We start from the raw sequence: 15857 nt of genomic DNA, 5'->3' as shown, positions 1-15857 counted from the left end.
GTCATCCTCCAGATTCAGTTTTCAATACCTTGAGCAGCCGTGACAAATTCCCCTCATACCATTTCACCAATGAAACGTCCGGGGCCTCTGTCGAAGAAAAGACGTACCGTTTCAACACAACGGGATGAGCACCGCCACGGGCAAGAACACTTTTGGCAATCTCGCCCGGCTCCCAGGCACACACGACAGTCGAAAGCATGTCTTCCTTCAATTGTCCGGCTATCGTCGTCTGTCTGGTTTCAGTCCAGTGTTCTTCCGGCTCGATCACAGAAAACACGATATTCAGACCGAACTCATCGGTCAGATACGTAAATCCATTGGTCAAGGCCGCGACATCCACCACATCAAGTTCAAGAAAAGCCTGCTCATAGGTATTGCGCAGCGTGAAAAGGCGGGTTTGCAGAGCCTTGAGGTTTGCCAGAATGGTCGGAGCTTCGGCAGGGACCAGTCGACTCAGGTCATCAGCGGCAATGGCCGCCATTCGAGTCAGGTTGGCGGGGCTTCGCCAGACATACGGAGAAAAGCCTTCCCCCACCGCAATGAGCGGGACACCGGCCCCGTATCCATCAAGCGGTTGGGACACATCAATATTCACAACATGAATATTGCCGCGCCGTGCCCATTTATAGAGCGAATCTGCTGGCCAGGCTGCGCCAATAGTCAGAACGGCATCTGCACGGACAGCCTGCGCAAAAAAGGTCTTCTGATGTTTCTTGAAATACGCATCCTGCCCCATCATGAAATACCCCTTGGGCACGACATTCACGACCTCAATGGACGTATCCTGTGTCAGGGCCATCCCCAAGGCCTGCACCACATCCAATGACGTCAAGACAGTCACCTTGGCACTGGCCAGCCCCGGACAGGTCATTCCTACAACAAAAAACAGCACGGATAAAATGAAGGAACGGATCATGCCGCCTCCTTGAACGCGCCTGAGAACCCTTGAACAAGGGCTGTCAGGGCAAAAAAGACGGACGCGGTCAGAATAATCGCTCCACCGGACGGAACCGGAATCTCGAACTGCATGGGGATGATGATTCCAAGCAGGCAACTCGCGGTCGCAAAAATTACACTATAAAAGAAGAAGCCTTTCATGGAACGACTGATATTTCGAGCCGAAGCAGCCGGAATAATCAGAAGCGCCTCGACCAAGACGGCACCGACGATTTTGAGGCACGCCACCGTAATGACGGTAATCATCAACACAAACACATAGTCATATAATTTTGCATTGACCCCACGCACCTGGGCCAGACTCGGATTGAAACTGGCCAGCAACATGTGATTATAGGTTGGAATCCCCACAGCCACACACACAAAAGCAATACTCAACAAAACGTTCATATCAGTGTCGTTGACCGTGAGAATGGACCCGAACAGGATATTATCCAACACATGCATATTCACACGTGCCGTGACATACAGAAGCACGCACGCGCCCACGGCCAACGAGATGGAGAGGAAGACCCCGATGACCGTGTCTTGTTTCATGCGCGTGCGGTTCCTGGTAAAATTCATGGCCAAAGCAAAAAGAATGCAAAAACCAAATAATGACGCATACGGTGCGGTCACCGACTCGCCAAGCATGACGCCGAGCGCAACACCTGTCAGGGCAGCCTGACCCACCGCTTGCGAAAAAAAGGCGAGACGTTTCGAAACGACCATAGTCCCGATACCGCCCAAAAGCGGCCCGGCAATGACAGCGCATAACAGCGCGTTCACGACAAAGGCGTATTGAAAAAACTCGGGAAGCGTCCCGGCCTTGGCCCATTCCATGAGCGGCTGGCGAATGAAGTCGTAGAAGAATTCCATGTGATTATGCAGCCTTGGGAGAAGAGGAAAAAAGCGAAAAAATCCGGTCTGACGTCAATTCGGTTTTCGGATCGCCAGAGAACACCATTTCACGGTTGAGACAGGTGACACCGTGCGCCAATTCACGCACCACACCCAAATCATGATGGATAATGACAATGGTTGTCCCGCCATCGGACAATTCACCGATAATCTCGTGCATGATGGCTGATCCAGCCTTGTCCAGCCCGGTTGCGGGTTCATCGAGCACCAACAGCTTCGGCTCCGGCAACAGGGCCTGAGCCAAAAGAACGCGTTGCCGTTCGCCGCCGGACAGAGAGCCAAAGGGACGGTCTTTCTTGTCGAGCATGTTCACCCGCTCCAACACGGCATTGACCGCAGACCGACGATCTCGTCGCAATCCCAGAAACGCAGGCCTGCGCTGTCCGATCATGGCCATGAAATCTCGCACCGTCATCGGCAGCGTGTCATCATATTCGAGTTTTTGCGGCACATATCCCATGCTGCACTCATTTCCCCAGCAGAGACGGATATCGCCGGTATGCGGCATCTGTCCCAACATGCACCGGATAAGCGACGTCTTTCCGCCACCATTTGGACCGATGATGCAATGAATTGTCCCCTGTTTCACGGTGAAGCTGATATCATCCAGAATGGTATTGCCGCCGAGCTTCAAACCAACCGTGTCAAAATGGATTTCAGGACCTCGGCCGAGATGTGTTACTCTGGTCACATGCCCCTCCCTGTTTGACGGATTGCGCATCAATGAGCGCGCTGGTCAATGCTTCAAGATTGGCGGACAACCCTTTTTCAAAACCATCCACCGTATATTTCCCATTGGTCAAATGCGACAAATGCCGAATACGAATTCCTGTTTCCTCGTGGATTGTCTCCACATACTTGTCAGGGAATGCCATTTCCGTAAAAATGACATCCACACCAAGCCGCTGTATTTCATCGATGGTCTTTGCAAGCTGACTGGCCGTGGGCTTCAACCCGTGCCCGGGTTCAATGACTGCGGTCACTTGCAGACCAAAATCCTGAAAGAGATAATCGTACCCGCCGTGAATGGTTGCACATCGAAAATCCATGCTGGGCAAATTCGCGATCCGCTTCATGTACCGCGCCTTGAGTTTCCGCAATTTCTTTGCATATTTTCGTGCATTTGCACGATACAAGGCAGCGTGCTCCGGAAAAATCTCTCCCAATCCCTTTGCAATGGTATACACCTGTCTGACCGAAGCCGTGACCGAAACAAACGTGTGCGGATTGACGATCTTCTTCCCATCCAGATGGCCGGAAACCGGAATCAGGGAGACATCCTTGTTGGCAAAAATGATGGGTAATGAATCCTGTACATTGGCGGCCTTGACTGACTCGAATGCAAATTCGTCATGCCCGATGCCATTGACCACCAACGCGTCAAGCGTCATGCACCGCTTGATATCCTCGGGCTGTGGCCGATAGTTGTGCGGATTGAACCCTTCCCCGATCAAAGGCACGACCTCGGCGGTATCACCGACAATCGCCGCGACAAAACTGTAATACGGGTGCAAGGTGATCCCGATACGCGGTTTTCCCGCTGCAAAAACACTGCTTGCCAAACAACAGACAAGCACAAATCCCAATCCTATCTTCCGCATCATCAGAGATAATCCTCGCCCTTCATTCGTTTCATTTCATCTTCCCCCTTTCGAGCCACGACTTCCCGCCAACCTTTGTTGATCAGGGCCTGATCGGTCACCATGGTCGGCGTCTCGGCCACTGGGGAAGGGTGTAACCAGACTTCAAACGGAGCATGCGTCGCAGCCCCGGCGTTCCCTTCCTTCTTCACATGGTCATGCAGAATGACCAAAAGAAACGAGCCTGAAATATCCGAATCCTGCGGATGCCCGACATACAATGCGATATGCTTGTCTTTCGTGGAAAGGATACTGTTACTCCATTCCATGGCTCCATTTTTCCGCCAGGCAGAATCCCGAATAAAAGGCGGTATCAAATCGGTTTCCAAATCGGTCACGGACGGCCACTGTCCATTTGAATCATCATGAAAAGCCATGATCTCCGGTGCCGCCGTGTAGAGTCCGTTGAAAAGAGCCAACTCTTCGGCCCGCAAGTCATTGAAGGCGTCAACCTGCCACCCTGAAACCTCGGCCACACGAGCAGAGGAAGTACGGAGAAAAATACTGCCGCCACACACCATCACCGTTAAAAAAGCGACCAACAGGACCAGCCGAGTTTCCACCCCCGCCCCTGCCGGGCGCACAACGCATTCACATCCCGGAGCCATATTTCGATCACGAAGGGTCATCTATCGACTGCCTTTGCTTGTTGGGGTGCGGCGGGTAAACGGTTAGAACCCGCCGCACTGTCTTGGAGAGTCGCATTCCCTTATGCAGGGATTGCAAAGACCTTGCTAGATATCTTCGGCCTTGACCCAAATCACGGCGTCCTGACCAAGTTCCTTGCCCTGGTATTCGGTCTCGGGACCAACACCGAGAGCGGCAAAGCCCCACCAACCGGCCTTGGGAATACCAAAGGTGATATATCCATTGTCATCGGTGAAGATCGTCTGGGTCACAAACGCGTCATGCGGATAATCCACCGAGCACTTCTCGGGCATGGTGTTATCTTTCAGATTCGGCATGTGGCTCATGTATTCAACCTCAACCTCGGCACCAGCCACCGGCTTGCCAGCGGACAGAACCTGCGCCTTGAAGACGTTGCCGGTCCACAAACCGTAGGGTTTGATCAGGGGAACGATTTCGCACGGCAGGCCAACAGGTTCGGCCCAGTTGCCCGGGATGCCGCCCACATTGAGGATCAGCTTGGTGATCTGCTGCATGTACAAGCCTTCTTCCTTCTCGAAGTAGTAACCGGGCTTCATGACGAAGACGTAGTCACCCATGGAGCGAATTTCCTTTTTGGGAATCATGGCAGAAAAAGCCTGGGCCTTGGAATGGGGATTTTTCCAAACGATCTCTTTGAGATATTTTTTCAGGTCCACTTTTTTGGCGGCCATGTCTCCGCGCTGTTTCACAACGTAAAACTCTTCGATTCCACCCATATCCATCATGTGACCAGCCTCGGCAGGATGGGTGAACATGATCCGCATATCCAGATCCTGTGCTTCATCCAAAGCGATTTCAGGGGTGTACACAACCATGAAATGGGCAAAGGCAGAACTGACAACAGCCAGCACGCACAAGGCGGTCAGCAGGGGAATAAAACGTTTTTTCATCAAAAACTCCTCAAATTTGAAATTGAATACCATTCTCATTATTACCACTGTAAAAAAACGCAAAAGGACACACACTCCTCTTGCGTTTTCAATCCACTATTCGACGATGTCGGCCCCGTTCACTTCAACACGGTGTCCTTCACCAGCGTCAAAAAGAACCATGTACGTTCCAGCAGGCTTGTCGAAGGTGCACTCGCTGTCTTCATTCATTTTGGTTTCCAAAATGGTCTTGCCGTCGCCATCCTTGATGTGCATCTTCACACCAGAAGCGGATGAGCCGTCGGAAAAACCACCTTCGCAGGTTACGGTGTTGTCACCATTGTCAAAGCAGCTCATCAACGGACTGTGGGCAAAGGCCTGTCCGGAAAACGCCACCATAGCGGCCAGGGTCAAACAAATCATCAACTTTTTCATTATTCACTCCTCCTTAAGAGCAATTCTTCGTGCACGAATTGGTTGTGGACGTCGCCACATTTATTGAATCTTCGGGATTGGGAATCATGGCCATGCCAAGCGTGGTCGCCACACAAAGGGCATAAAACGCCCACATGGTTTGAAATCCCGTCAGGCCAAGGACACGGCCTCCGGTAAAGACCAGACTGGCCACAATCAGGCCGAGAAATGTCTGATACCCGATGGAAAACAGCATCCATTTCGTGGAATTGGCTTCATGACGCACCATGATGGATGCGGGAACGCAGGGCGGGTACAGGGCCATGAACAACATGAGGGCCAGGGCGTGAAGCGGCGTGAATCCACTCTCGCCTTCCTTCATGCTCTGCTGGACCGACTGGTCCGACCCATCGATGCCATAAATGGCTCCGAGCGTGGCCGCAGAGTTTTCCTTGGCCGCAAAAGCGGACAACAAGGCAATATTGATACGCCAATTGAATCCCGCCCATTGAGTCACTGGCTCAAGCGCGCGCCCCATGACGCCGAGGAAACTTGTTTCAAATCGCTCGGCACGGGCCTCACGCCGGACTTTCTTGCGGACCTTGATCACTTTCTTCAACGAACGATTCAGCTTCTTTCCATCTTTGCCGACTCGTTTCACCACAGAGTAGTAGGTCGGATTGGTTGCCTGGAATTCGGCATTGACCTGCGCGGCCTTTTCCTTGTCCTTGATACCGATCTTCGCGTGTTTCAACGACTCTCCGAACAAAATGATGGGCAGAACGTCATCGGCAGAGACCGCTTCTTTCAACCCGGTCTTTTGCACATCGGCCATGAAGGCGGAAATCGAAGCGTCCTGCATCTGCTGAAAATGCGCCTCCCTGCTTTCAGTCAGGCCGGGATAATTGATCAGCACATAGACCACGACAGCCACAGCCACGACCACGGTCACGATCTTTTTCAAAAACAACCAGACCCGTTCAAAGCCACGGCGAAGCACACCGGATATCGTCGGGATATGATAAGGCGGCATCTCCATGATAAACGGCGCCTGAGGCTGTTTTTTCAAAACGGTCAAAGACAACAACTTAGCAACCGGCAAAGCCATAAACAAAGTCACGGTCGCAATGAAGAACAGGGCCAGCCCGCCGGTATCGGCGAAATACGCGCCGATCAAAATCAAATATAACGGCACTTTGGCAAGACAATTCATCATCGGAACGATCAGAATGGTCGCCAGTCGAGCACGCTCGTCAGGGATAGCCTTGGTCGCCATGACACCAGGAATGGCGCAGCCACCGACATACACTCCACCAAGGATCATGGGCAACGTGGATTGCCCGTGCAGGCCGAAGCGTCTGAACAGTCGATCCAGAATGAACGCCATTCGCGGCATGTATCCGCTGTCTTCCAAGATGGCGATCAAGGTAAACAGCAAGAAAAAGATCGGCAGATAATTCAAGATAGCCGTTGTTGATTTGACCACCCACAATCCCAATGAACGCAACAACGGATCATTGAGGAATCCGGCCTGCGGCAAAAGGTCACCAGCCAACCGTTCCAAACCGCCCCATATGGGCCAGGCCTGAAGCGCAAGCCAATTTCCAAAAACAATCGAAATTTCATAGAGAATCAACAAAATGCCAATCAAAATGATCGGCCCGAAAAACCGGCTGCACACATACCGATCAGCCTTGTCTGACAAATTCCGCTTTTTCTCAGTGGGCAATGTCACGACTTCACGGGCAATCTTGGCGCACTCGGCATGACGGGTAAACGCGATATGCCGTTCTGCCACGAGGTCTTTTTCTTCATGAAAACGCGCTCGGCACGACTCCACCAAAGTCTTGACCTGCTCGGCTTCTGGATGTGTCCGCTCCACCAATTCAAGGGCACCAGCGTCGTTTTCCAACAACTTGATGGCAACCCACCGAACAGGATACTGAACGCACAAAACCGGCTCTTTGACCAAAACCTCTTCAAGCTCGGCAATATATGGTTCAAGCGCACCATATTCGATCTTGAAAGAGGATTTCCGTCCATGTTCGGACAGATCCTTGATCGCTGCCTTCAGCGCTTCTCCGCCTTCACCACGTTTCGCTTTCGTCGGAATCACAGGCGTATCAAGGACAACTTCAAGCTGCCTGACATCAATCCCCTGACCGCGTCGTTCCGCCACATCCATCATATTCAGATTGAGAATGGTCGGAACGTCCATCTCCATCAACTGGAGTGTCAGATACAAATTCCGTTTGAGATTGGACGCATCGGCGACATCAACCACGACATCAGGAGTATCCCCCAACAAAAAATCACGGGCAACCCGCTCTTCCATGGAATAGGATGTCAGACTGTAGGTGCCGGGAAGGTCAACCAACTCCACCCGTTTCCCATCAATGGAAAACGTTCCCATTTTCTTTTCAACCGTCACGCCAGGATAGTTGGCCACATGTTGCCGGGCACCTGTCAACATATTGAAAACCGTGGATTTTCCACAATTTGGCTGTCCAGCCAACGCCACGAGCAAATTCTTCGATCCCATTACGCTTCCACCTCGATCACCCTGGCTTCGTTGTGCCGAATGGAAACATGGTATCCGTCGAGCTGCAATTCGACAGGATCAACCAAGGGTGCGTTACGGACAACCTCAATCTCGGCACCAGGGAAAAAACCCAAGTCCATCAACCGTTGACACAATGCCCCTTCAGCCGTCAGATCTTTCATGACACAACTGATTCCGGGTTTGAGTTCATCAAGAGTCATACCTCTCCTTCCTCTGTAAAATGTCTACTCTTTGTTCAGTACCAGAATGCATCAGGCCACAAGGACTTTGTCGGCAATACCCCGTTCAACAATGATGCGCCCTTCCCCCACAGAAACAATCAGTGGGCCACGGCCATTGTTAAAAACCTCCACGCTGGCACCGGGAATAAGGCCAAGAGACTCAAGCCGTGTTCTGGCACGCATTCCAGCGTCAATAGCGACCACAAGCGTGGTTTCCCCCGGAACAACTGATTGGAGTGTTCGATGCATCGACATTGCTTTTCCCTCTTTTATTATTCGGCGTTGCAATTGATAATGAATTTCGGTATCAGTGATATGCTTTGGCGCACAACGGGTCAACAAAAAAAAGAAGTTGAAACTTCGTGTCAACTTCTTCGGACAAACACACGGTAGACTCAACGGGAATGAGATAGCGCGTCAACAAGCGGTCTCATTTTGACATTCAGCCCACAAAAGATCAGGAAAATGCAGGAAGCACTCAAATCATTCAAGGAATATCTGACAGGGAACAGTCTGAAACTCACGCAACAGCGGCTGCTCATCTTCAAGGTTTTCATGAGCAACGACAATCCGATAAGCCCCGAGGGATTGTTGACAAAAGTGCAGGACCTTGACGAGACGGTCAGTCGATCCACGGTCTACCGAACCATCAAGCACCTGCACAACGCAGGAATAGCCCGTTGTATTCACCACAGTGACGGGACAACACTGTACGAATCAATGGGAGACCAATGTTGCCAGATGATCTGCGAACGCTGCGGTCGATCCATCCCTATCAAAAACCCCTATTTTGAGTGCATTCAACAGGAAACAGCCCGCCAACAAGGGTTCACGCTCTTTCGATATCACACTGTCCTGTATGGATTGTGCAACGAGTGCAAAGGGAAAATGTGTCTGGATTTGACGCCAACCGAAGACGATACCGAGTAACATCCCCGTATCAAAAAAAAGGAGCTTGCACATCCATGCAGGCTCCCATTACATTCTATAAGGACGATCCCCACGCAAACAACGGGGAACATTTCATCCGAGACCGAAAGGTCTCTATTATCGGGTCGCTTCCTCGACAAGATACAGAATATTCCGATAATTCTTGCCGCCGTGCAATGTCAGACCGATTTCACAGGTCCGAGAAACGCTATACCCTTCATCGCATTCGACAATCTGTTCACGCAATCCGCTCAGTGCCGCTGCATTCAACTCTGGATTATGAAACCCTTTGTCTCCAGCGAAACCACAGCAATTGATTCCCTTGGGCACAATCACCTTTTCCGCGCATTTCGAGGCCAATTCCGTAAACATATCTGCCAACCCCATGCTTCGCGTGGTGCAGGTCGGATGCAATGCGACCGTGCGCGGCAACTTCGTGACATGCAATCGATTGACCACATTTTTCATGGCGAATTCGATGGGATCCATCAGGGTCATCCGCGTATCCAAGGTCTTCTTCATCCGGGCCAAACACGGGCTTGTGTCACACAGAACCATGAACTTTCCATTCTGACTCGCTTCGAGCAACGCCACATTCAATTCAGCGGACATGGCGTCTGCCTGTTCGGCCAAGCCTTTGGTTTCCATGGCCTTGCCACAACACAACTTCGACATATTCTGGGGAAAAATGACCTGATATCCAGCCCGTTTCAAGAGCTTGACCGTCACATCCATCAACGGTTCCGAATCATCGCCCTTGCTCGGTCCCATGGATCGGACAGCGCACGACGGGAAATAGACCACGCAGTCCTTGTTCGCATCGGGCCGCGTTTGTACCGGGGCCTTGCTGCCGCCTTTTGGCATGGCCGGATTCCACTGCGGAAGTTTGTTCCCCGATAAAGACCGGGCCGAAGTCGCCATTTTCCCGAGAGCCTTGTCGCCGATGATACGTTGTGCCAACGACATGCCGTTCAAGGCCATGGTCGCTGTTTTCAACACACCGCCAAAATGGTGGGACACGTAGTCCGCCAACCGAATGACCTTGCCAGACGCATTTCTGCCCCGATAGTCGCGAACCATTGTGGCCACGTCCGCGCCCAATGGGCACCGCAATTGACACAGTCCGTCAGTAGCGCACAAATCAGCCCCGTATTTATGGAAAATAGTCTCCCACTCATCGGCCTTCTGCGTGTCCCCTTCCATCCGCAATTTGGCGATGGACCGGGCCAACGTGATCCGTTGACGCGGACTGAGAGCGATCTTTCGAGACGGACACGCCAATTCGCAAAAACCGCATTCAACACACATATCCACACTCGGATGGGTGGCCACGGGATTTTTCAGTCCTTCAAGATACGCTTGCTTATCCTCATTGATCAGCACTCCGGGATTCAAAATTCCCTTGGGGTCAAACAGCTTCTTGATGTCACACATGATCTCGAACAGGAAATCGCCCCACTCATTGCGGACAAATGGAGCCATGGCCCGACCGGTTCCGTGTTCCGCCTTGAGCGACCCGTCGAACCGTTTGGTAATAAGATCAACCAGATCGATCATGAAATTATCGAGCCGCTTGACCGCTTCCTCATCCGCGATTTTCACCGGGATGGAAAAATGCAAATTCCCATGGAATGCGTGCCCCATGATTCCAGCATTGTAGCCATATCGATCAAACAACTCCTGGAAGGCATCACACCCATCGGCCAATTCTGGCACTGGGATATTGATATCCTCTGTCAAAACATACTCGTCCGGCTCACGATAACTGGCAATGGCGGAAAACAATCCACGCCTGACGTTCCACAACCGTTCGCATTCCGCGTCTTCAGAGGTAAAAGCATGGGGAATAAGTGCCGGATAATGGCCCAACGCCTTCAGAATCTCACTGGTATTTTTCTCCAACCCATCAGTATCCCATGCTTTTGTTTCAATGAGAACCGCACAGGCACCGTCAGGAAGTTCCTTCAAGATTGACGGGGCATCCTTGACGTCCTGCAAGGCTCGCAGGGAAATGCAATCCATGACTTCAGCGGCCTCGGCGTTGCAGCTTCCCTTCAACTCGATGACCGCGTCCGTCGCATCTTTCAAACTGGGAAAAAACATCAGGCCGGTCGCCCGCACGGGTGGAGTTGGAATCGTGTCCATGAGCACTTCATGAATGAACCCGAGGGTTCCTTCCGAGCCAACCATGAGATGCAACAGAATATCCATGGGATCTTCATGGTCCACAAAGGAATTCACCATGTATCCGATGGTATTCTTGATGGAATACTTCCGTTTGATCCGGGCGACCACCTCGGGTTCTGCCAGAATCTTCGTGCGCATCGCTCCGAGCTTTTCGAGCGTTTTTGCATGACTCTTCCGAAAGGCGGCACAACTCATCTCGTCCGTGGTATCCAGATAGGTGCCGTCGGCCAACACCATCCGAATTCCCTTGATGGCGTGATAGCTGTTCTGTTCGACCATGCAACACATACCGGCAGAGTTATCGGCAATGATACCGCCCATGGTCGCAGAAGCAATGGACGCGGGGTCCGCACCCATTTTCTGTTTGAACGGAGCCAGTGCCACATTGACATCACTACCGATGACACCACATCCAGCCCAGAATTGTTTGCCCTCATCCAACACCCGAATGGCATCCCATGCCGATCCATGCAGCCGGACAATGACGCCCTCTCCACAGGTCTGTCCGCTCACGGCAGTCCCTGAACCTCGGAACGTCACCCCAATATCATGCCGGGTACACACATCCAGAATCTGTGACACTTCATTCACAGAATGTGCGTCAACAACCAACTTGGCCTTGGGTTTGTAAAAACTTGCGTCAACGGCGTATGTATCGACCAACGCGGGATTATCGTGAACACATTCTTTGGACAAAATACTCTGCATTTCATGTATAAGAGTAAGCAATGGGAACCTCCTTGCTTTATTTTTCCGTAGAAAACTTCCAGAGACCAAGCCCTCTCAGGACGACCGGCACTGTCACCACGAGCATGGAGACCCAGCCGAGACTGCCGTATCCTTTGCCGATGAGAGGAATGAGACCAAGTTGAGCGACCAACCAACAAATGACGACAAGAATGATGGACGCGATGATGGAATGGAATCCACGCTTTTCAGCTCGTTTCGCCTCATCCAGATTCCGGCCAAAAAAGTTGGTCAACCGATTGGTCGTGCCATAGACGAGAGCAACGCCGGTTGAAACGGCTCCCACCACGATGCACACCGTAATAAGCACAGTCATCCAGGTACCGCCAACACCATTCATGACAACAAACAGGGACGGAACGGCCTCTTTCAAAACCCCCTCATCGAGAAAAGCCATGATGCCAAAATAGGTGAGGTACATAATCCCCGTATTGATAAGGAAACCAAGAATTGCCGCTTTCTTGAGACAGGATTTGTCAGGGCAGACTTTCGTGTGAACGATGTATGCACCGACAGCACAACATTGCAGCGCGCCGTACTTGACGCCCCACCATAGGGTGTCAACAAAAGAACTGTGAACACCTGTATCAAATGCACCACTCTTCAACGCAGCGAAGTTGTGCAGGATTTTCGGAAAAAAGTAGATGATATTCGGCAGGTAGATAATAAAAATACAGGCGATGAGAATCAAGGAAATCACGGTCGCCGCCTTTCTGACCAAAGCCGATCCATAAATGGTCAAGACGAAAATAACCCCGGCAATGACGACGGTATTGAGTAGATAGGGAGTTCCAATGGCCTTTTCAAGCGTTGACCCGCCGGTGGCAAAAGCAACCGCTGTCGCAAGTACAAGCACACCATTAAAAAGGATCTCATACGCCGGAGCCATGATAGCTCCGGTACGACCATAGACCTTGATCGACCATTTGCTATAATCAAAAACATTGAATTTCGCCGCGATGACCATGGAATAATACAAGGTCAATCCCATAATGAACATGGATATGGCCGGCATGAAAACCGACGTCCATTGATGCGCCAAATAGAAATCAACAAGCTGTCGTCCAGAAGCAAATCCTCCTCCAAAATGAGAACTAAACCAAACAAATGCTATTGCAAAATATCCAGAATTGTTTTTTTTCACTCTCTTTTCCTCGAGATTAAAAGGTTGTAGACAGCATGTTTGTTTCATTTTTTATGTACGTCATCCCCCTGATATCTTGATATAAATTTCTCATCCCCAGGCACGGGGTGGTCCTTTTCAAAATAAGTGGGCATCCGTCTGCCGGATGCCCACCTTTTTCATTTACAATTCCGAACTGGCCCGAATCCGGGCGGCGTTCAAACGGCCTTCAATATATTGACTCAATGCGGACACAGCACTGTCAGCCGATCTGAAAACCGGGATGTCAGCTTCACCGATGGTCTCAATGAGTTTGTCGTAATACGATCCGGCATTGACGCAGCACACCAGCGGCGTTTCGGTTTCCTGCGACAATTTCTTCAACAACGGAATGATGGTCCCTTCGGTATCGAGCTTGTCAAGATTGTCCAATGCCGGGAACATGGCCGGAGCCATGGGCAAAAGGCTCAGTGCAACGGCGTCCACACCGGGATCGTCGCACAATGCACGCGCCGCGATAGCATGGACTTCATCATCCGCACTGGGGTTAATATCAAGAGGATTATGGACGTTCACCAATTTATCAAGGCGTTTCCTGACAATGACTTCATTGAGTATTTCCGTTGTCTTCTCACTCAATGTTGCCAACTGCATATCAAAATCATCTGAATGGATGGAATCAGCCATGCCAACCGTTTCAAAACCCGCAGAGGAAATCGCGCCAAGACGGTTCCCACGGACGACTTTTCTGTTCAGCCGCTGTGCAAGCATGATGAGATTTTCGAATTCCGCGAAATTCCGGGCCACGATAGCTCCGGCCTGACGGACGCATGATTCGCAGACCATGTAATCACCAGCCAAAGAAGCGGTATGTCCGGCAGTCGCTTTCTTGCCTTCCTGCGTGCGTCCGGCCTTGTAGAAAACAACGTCCTTTCCGGCCAAAACAGCGTCCCGAATGGCTTTACAAAATGCCAGTCCGTCAAGATTCTTGAACCCTTCCGCATAAATGGCAATGACATCCACATCATCACTCTTCTTGAAATAGTTCGCCATATCACCAAGCGTCAAATCGTTTTGATTGCCCATGGAAATCAAATATGCTGGCTCAATTTCCGGACATTGGGCCATGCGAGTGACCATAAACGCACCTGATTGTGAAATGAAAGCAGCGCGCTTATACGTTTTCCCAGAACTTTTTGGCAGCTTGCTTTCAGGAACAAACCAGGAATCATACTGCCCGGGATGCGAGATAACGCCCATGCAATTGCCACCCAAAAAGACCGGCCCTGTGCCGGAAGCATGTGCTCCATTGATCTTTTCCGCCAATTCGACCGCACGGTCCTTGCTCTCTTCTGTCTCGCCCATACCGCCGGGAATCAGCATGACAGCGTTGACATTGTTGGCTTCCAGAATCTCATCAACCAGGTCTGGAACCTGCGGGGCACCGACTGCCACAATAAATAAATCCAAAGGTTCAGGCAGCGACTTCAGATCAGGAACGCACCGCACGCCATCCACTTCATCACTGCCGGGTTTGATGGCATACACTTTCTTGGCATCATAACCGGCATCTAAAATGCTGTTCATGATGATGCGACCAAAGTTCATGCGAGTGGATGAAACGCCGATGATACCGATAGTTTTCGGATTTGTGATGGCCTTGATCTTTTCGACGGGCCGGGCAACAGGCTGTGCGCCGGGCAACGAAAATTTGCACAGACCATCCAACGGCACCATGAGATAATCAGTAAACGCGAACGGATTGATTTCCAATTCGTCGATCACAAATGGCGCATCCGGGTTGGCAGGAGAGAAGTACCGGGCGGCCAAAATAAAGGCGTTGAAGCACTCAATCAACTGCTCGTCGGTCACGATTCGACGCTGTCCACGAGTCAAACCAGCCAGTTTTCGATAAGAAATTGTTTTCTTAAACAGCTCGAAAAACTCCTGACCGTCAGTCATTTCCACTGAAGCGGCGACAATTGCCTGCCCTTTCCTGAATCGTTCGGCGTACAATTCCGTATCCGTTCCACCAAGACCGGCACTGATAACCGTTCCGAATTCGCGAGTTCGACGCAATCCGACAATCAATTCATTGCCGAACGCACTGGAATCCGGTGGCATGAATTGTACATGCAAGACACCTTTGAGGTCATTCCGAATGGCGGCAACCAGAGCTTCCCCGACCAATCCCTTGTACACATCCGGTGCGGCCTGCTGGTTGTGTTCAATCCACACCGCAAAATTTTCCGGAACTTCGTACAACATTCGACGAATGGCGGAACGGACCTTGTTGGGTTCCTTCTCAACAACACGCACGCCGCCGACTTCAGTTTTGTGCAAAATGGTCGGTGAAACGATCTTCAAAACAGCGCGATCACCGGGAATGGCCATGATTTCTTCGTCAGAAGGCTGCATCCCTTTCAGAATCAGCGAGCATTTTGGCGGAGTTTCCGCGCCAAGGTGCGATAGGAAATCATACACTTCATACTCGTACAAAAATCCACGGCCCTCTTCGTGGGCCTGCGTAAATCGTGCGGCCAGGGCGTCAAAATCAACTCGGTTCATCATGTGTCTTCTCTTTTTCTTCACGGAAATTGGATACACCTCTCCTGTTTCCGCACAGCCTGACCGTAA

Annotated in this window: 14 protein-coding genes; 1 reads left to right on the top strand and 13 read right to left on the bottom strand. The window is 51.2% G+C overall.

Going from position 1 to position 15857, the window contains the following annotated elements; translation table 11 throughout:
- Window position 1: 1 nt before the first annotated feature.
- The 10 genes from GO013_RS06450 to GO013_RS06405 all read right to left on the bottom strand — a co-directional run bounded on the left by GO013_RS06450 (window position 2) and on the right by GO013_RS06405 (window position 8488).
- The gene (locus GO013_RS06450) at window positions 2-916 is read right to left on the bottom strand and encodes a zinc ABC transporter substrate-binding protein (RefSeq protein ID WP_163809342.1); all 915 of its coding nucleotides are present in this window, start codon (window positions 914-916) and stop codon (window positions 2-4) included.
- Window positions 913-1815: a metal ABC transporter permease gene (locus tag GO013_RS06445; RefSeq protein ID WP_163809340.1), complete on the bottom strand. Its 903-nt coding sequence runs from the start codon at window positions 1813-1815 to the stop codon at window positions 913-915. Before GO013_RS06445 ends, GO013_RS06450 begins: the two co-directional genes overlap by 4 nt.
- A 4-nt stretch (window positions 1816-1819) precedes the next feature.
- On the bottom strand, window positions 1820-2548 hold the full coding sequence (locus tag GO013_RS06440; protein WP_343219539.1) for a metal ABC transporter ATP-binding protein: 729 nt from the start codon (window positions 2546-2548) through the stop codon (window positions 1820-1822).
- Complete coding sequence (locus GO013_RS06435; protein ID WP_163809336.1) at window positions 2514-3461, bottom strand: zinc ABC transporter substrate-binding protein; 948 nt, start codon at window positions 3459-3461, stop codon at window positions 2514-2516. The genes GO013_RS06440 and GO013_RS06435 overlap by 35 nt, the downstream gene beginning before the upstream one ends.
- Window positions 3461-4126, bottom strand: a complete 666-nt coding sequence (locus tag GO013_RS06430; RefSeq protein ID WP_163809334.1) for a hypothetical protein — start codon at window positions 4124-4126, stop codon at window positions 3461-3463. Before GO013_RS06430 ends, GO013_RS06435 begins: the two co-directional genes overlap by 1 nt.
- Window positions 4127-4231: 105 nt before the next feature.
- On the bottom strand, window positions 4232-5056 hold the full coding sequence (locus tag GO013_RS06425; RefSeq protein ID WP_163809332.1) for a DUF4198 domain-containing protein: 825 nt from the start codon (window positions 5054-5056) through the stop codon (window positions 4232-4234).
- 96 nt (window positions 5057-5152) lie between these two features.
- A complete protein-coding gene (locus tag GO013_RS06420; protein WP_163809330.1) occupies window positions 5153-5470 on the bottom strand; it encodes a hypothetical protein in 318 nt (105 codons plus the stop codon).
- A gap of 13 nt (window positions 5471-5483) precedes the next feature.
- Window positions 5484-7991: a ferrous iron transport protein B gene (gene feoB, locus GO013_RS06415; protein WP_163809328.1), complete on the bottom strand. Its 2508-nt coding sequence runs from the start codon at window positions 7989-7991 to the stop codon at window positions 5484-5486.
- Window positions 7991-8212 carry a ferrous iron transport protein A gene (locus GO013_RS06410; RefSeq protein WP_163809326.1) on the bottom strand — a complete coding sequence of 74 codons (222 nt, stop codon included), beginning with the start codon at window positions 8210-8212 and terminating at the stop codon, window positions 7991-7993. Before GO013_RS06410 ends, feoB begins: the two co-directional genes overlap by 1 nt.
- A 51-nt stretch (window positions 8213-8263) precedes the next feature.
- A complete protein-coding gene (locus GO013_RS06405; RefSeq protein ID WP_163809324.1) occupies window positions 8264-8488 on the bottom strand; it encodes a FeoA family protein in 225 nt (74 codons plus the stop codon).
- 210 nt (window positions 8489-8698) lie between these two features.
- Between GO013_RS06405 and GO013_RS06400 the strand changes: the two genes are divergently transcribed.
- Entirely contained in the window at window positions 8699-9163 is a 465-nt protein-coding gene (locus GO013_RS06400) for a transcriptional repressor (protein ID WP_163809322.1), read from the top strand.
- 117 nt (window positions 9164-9280) lie between these two features.
- Here GO013_RS06400 and GO013_RS06395 read toward each other — a convergent pair whose 3' ends face one another.
- The 3 genes from GO013_RS06395 to GO013_RS06385 form a co-directional block, all read right to left on the bottom strand.
- Window positions 9281-12079: an FAD-binding and (Fe-S)-binding domain-containing protein gene (locus GO013_RS06395; protein ID WP_163809320.1), complete on the bottom strand. Its 2799-nt coding sequence runs from the start codon at window positions 12077-12079 to the stop codon at window positions 9281-9283.
- A gap of 16 nt (window positions 12080-12095) precedes the next feature.
- Window positions 12096-13112: a hypothetical protein gene (locus GO013_RS06390; protein ID WP_163809318.1), complete on the bottom strand. Its 1017-nt coding sequence runs from the start codon at window positions 13110-13112 to the stop codon at window positions 12096-12098.
- Between the two features lie 291 nt (window positions 13113-13403).
- Window positions 13404-15791, bottom strand: coding sequence for an acetate--CoA ligase family protein (locus GO013_RS06385; RefSeq protein ID WP_163809316.1), 2388 nt, complete (start codon window positions 15789-15791; stop codon window positions 13404-13406).
- Window positions 15792-15857: the final 66 nt, after the last annotated feature.

The sequence above is a fragment of the Pseudodesulfovibrio sp. JC047 genome, from assembly GCF_010468615.1.
In the GTDB taxonomy this organism is placed as follows: Bacteria; Desulfobacterota; Desulfovibrionia; order Desulfovibrionales; family Desulfovibrionaceae; genus Pseudodesulfovibrio.
The sequence above is the reverse complement of the archived record's forward strand: the minus strand, read 5'-3'. Positions and strand labels throughout refer to the sequence as shown.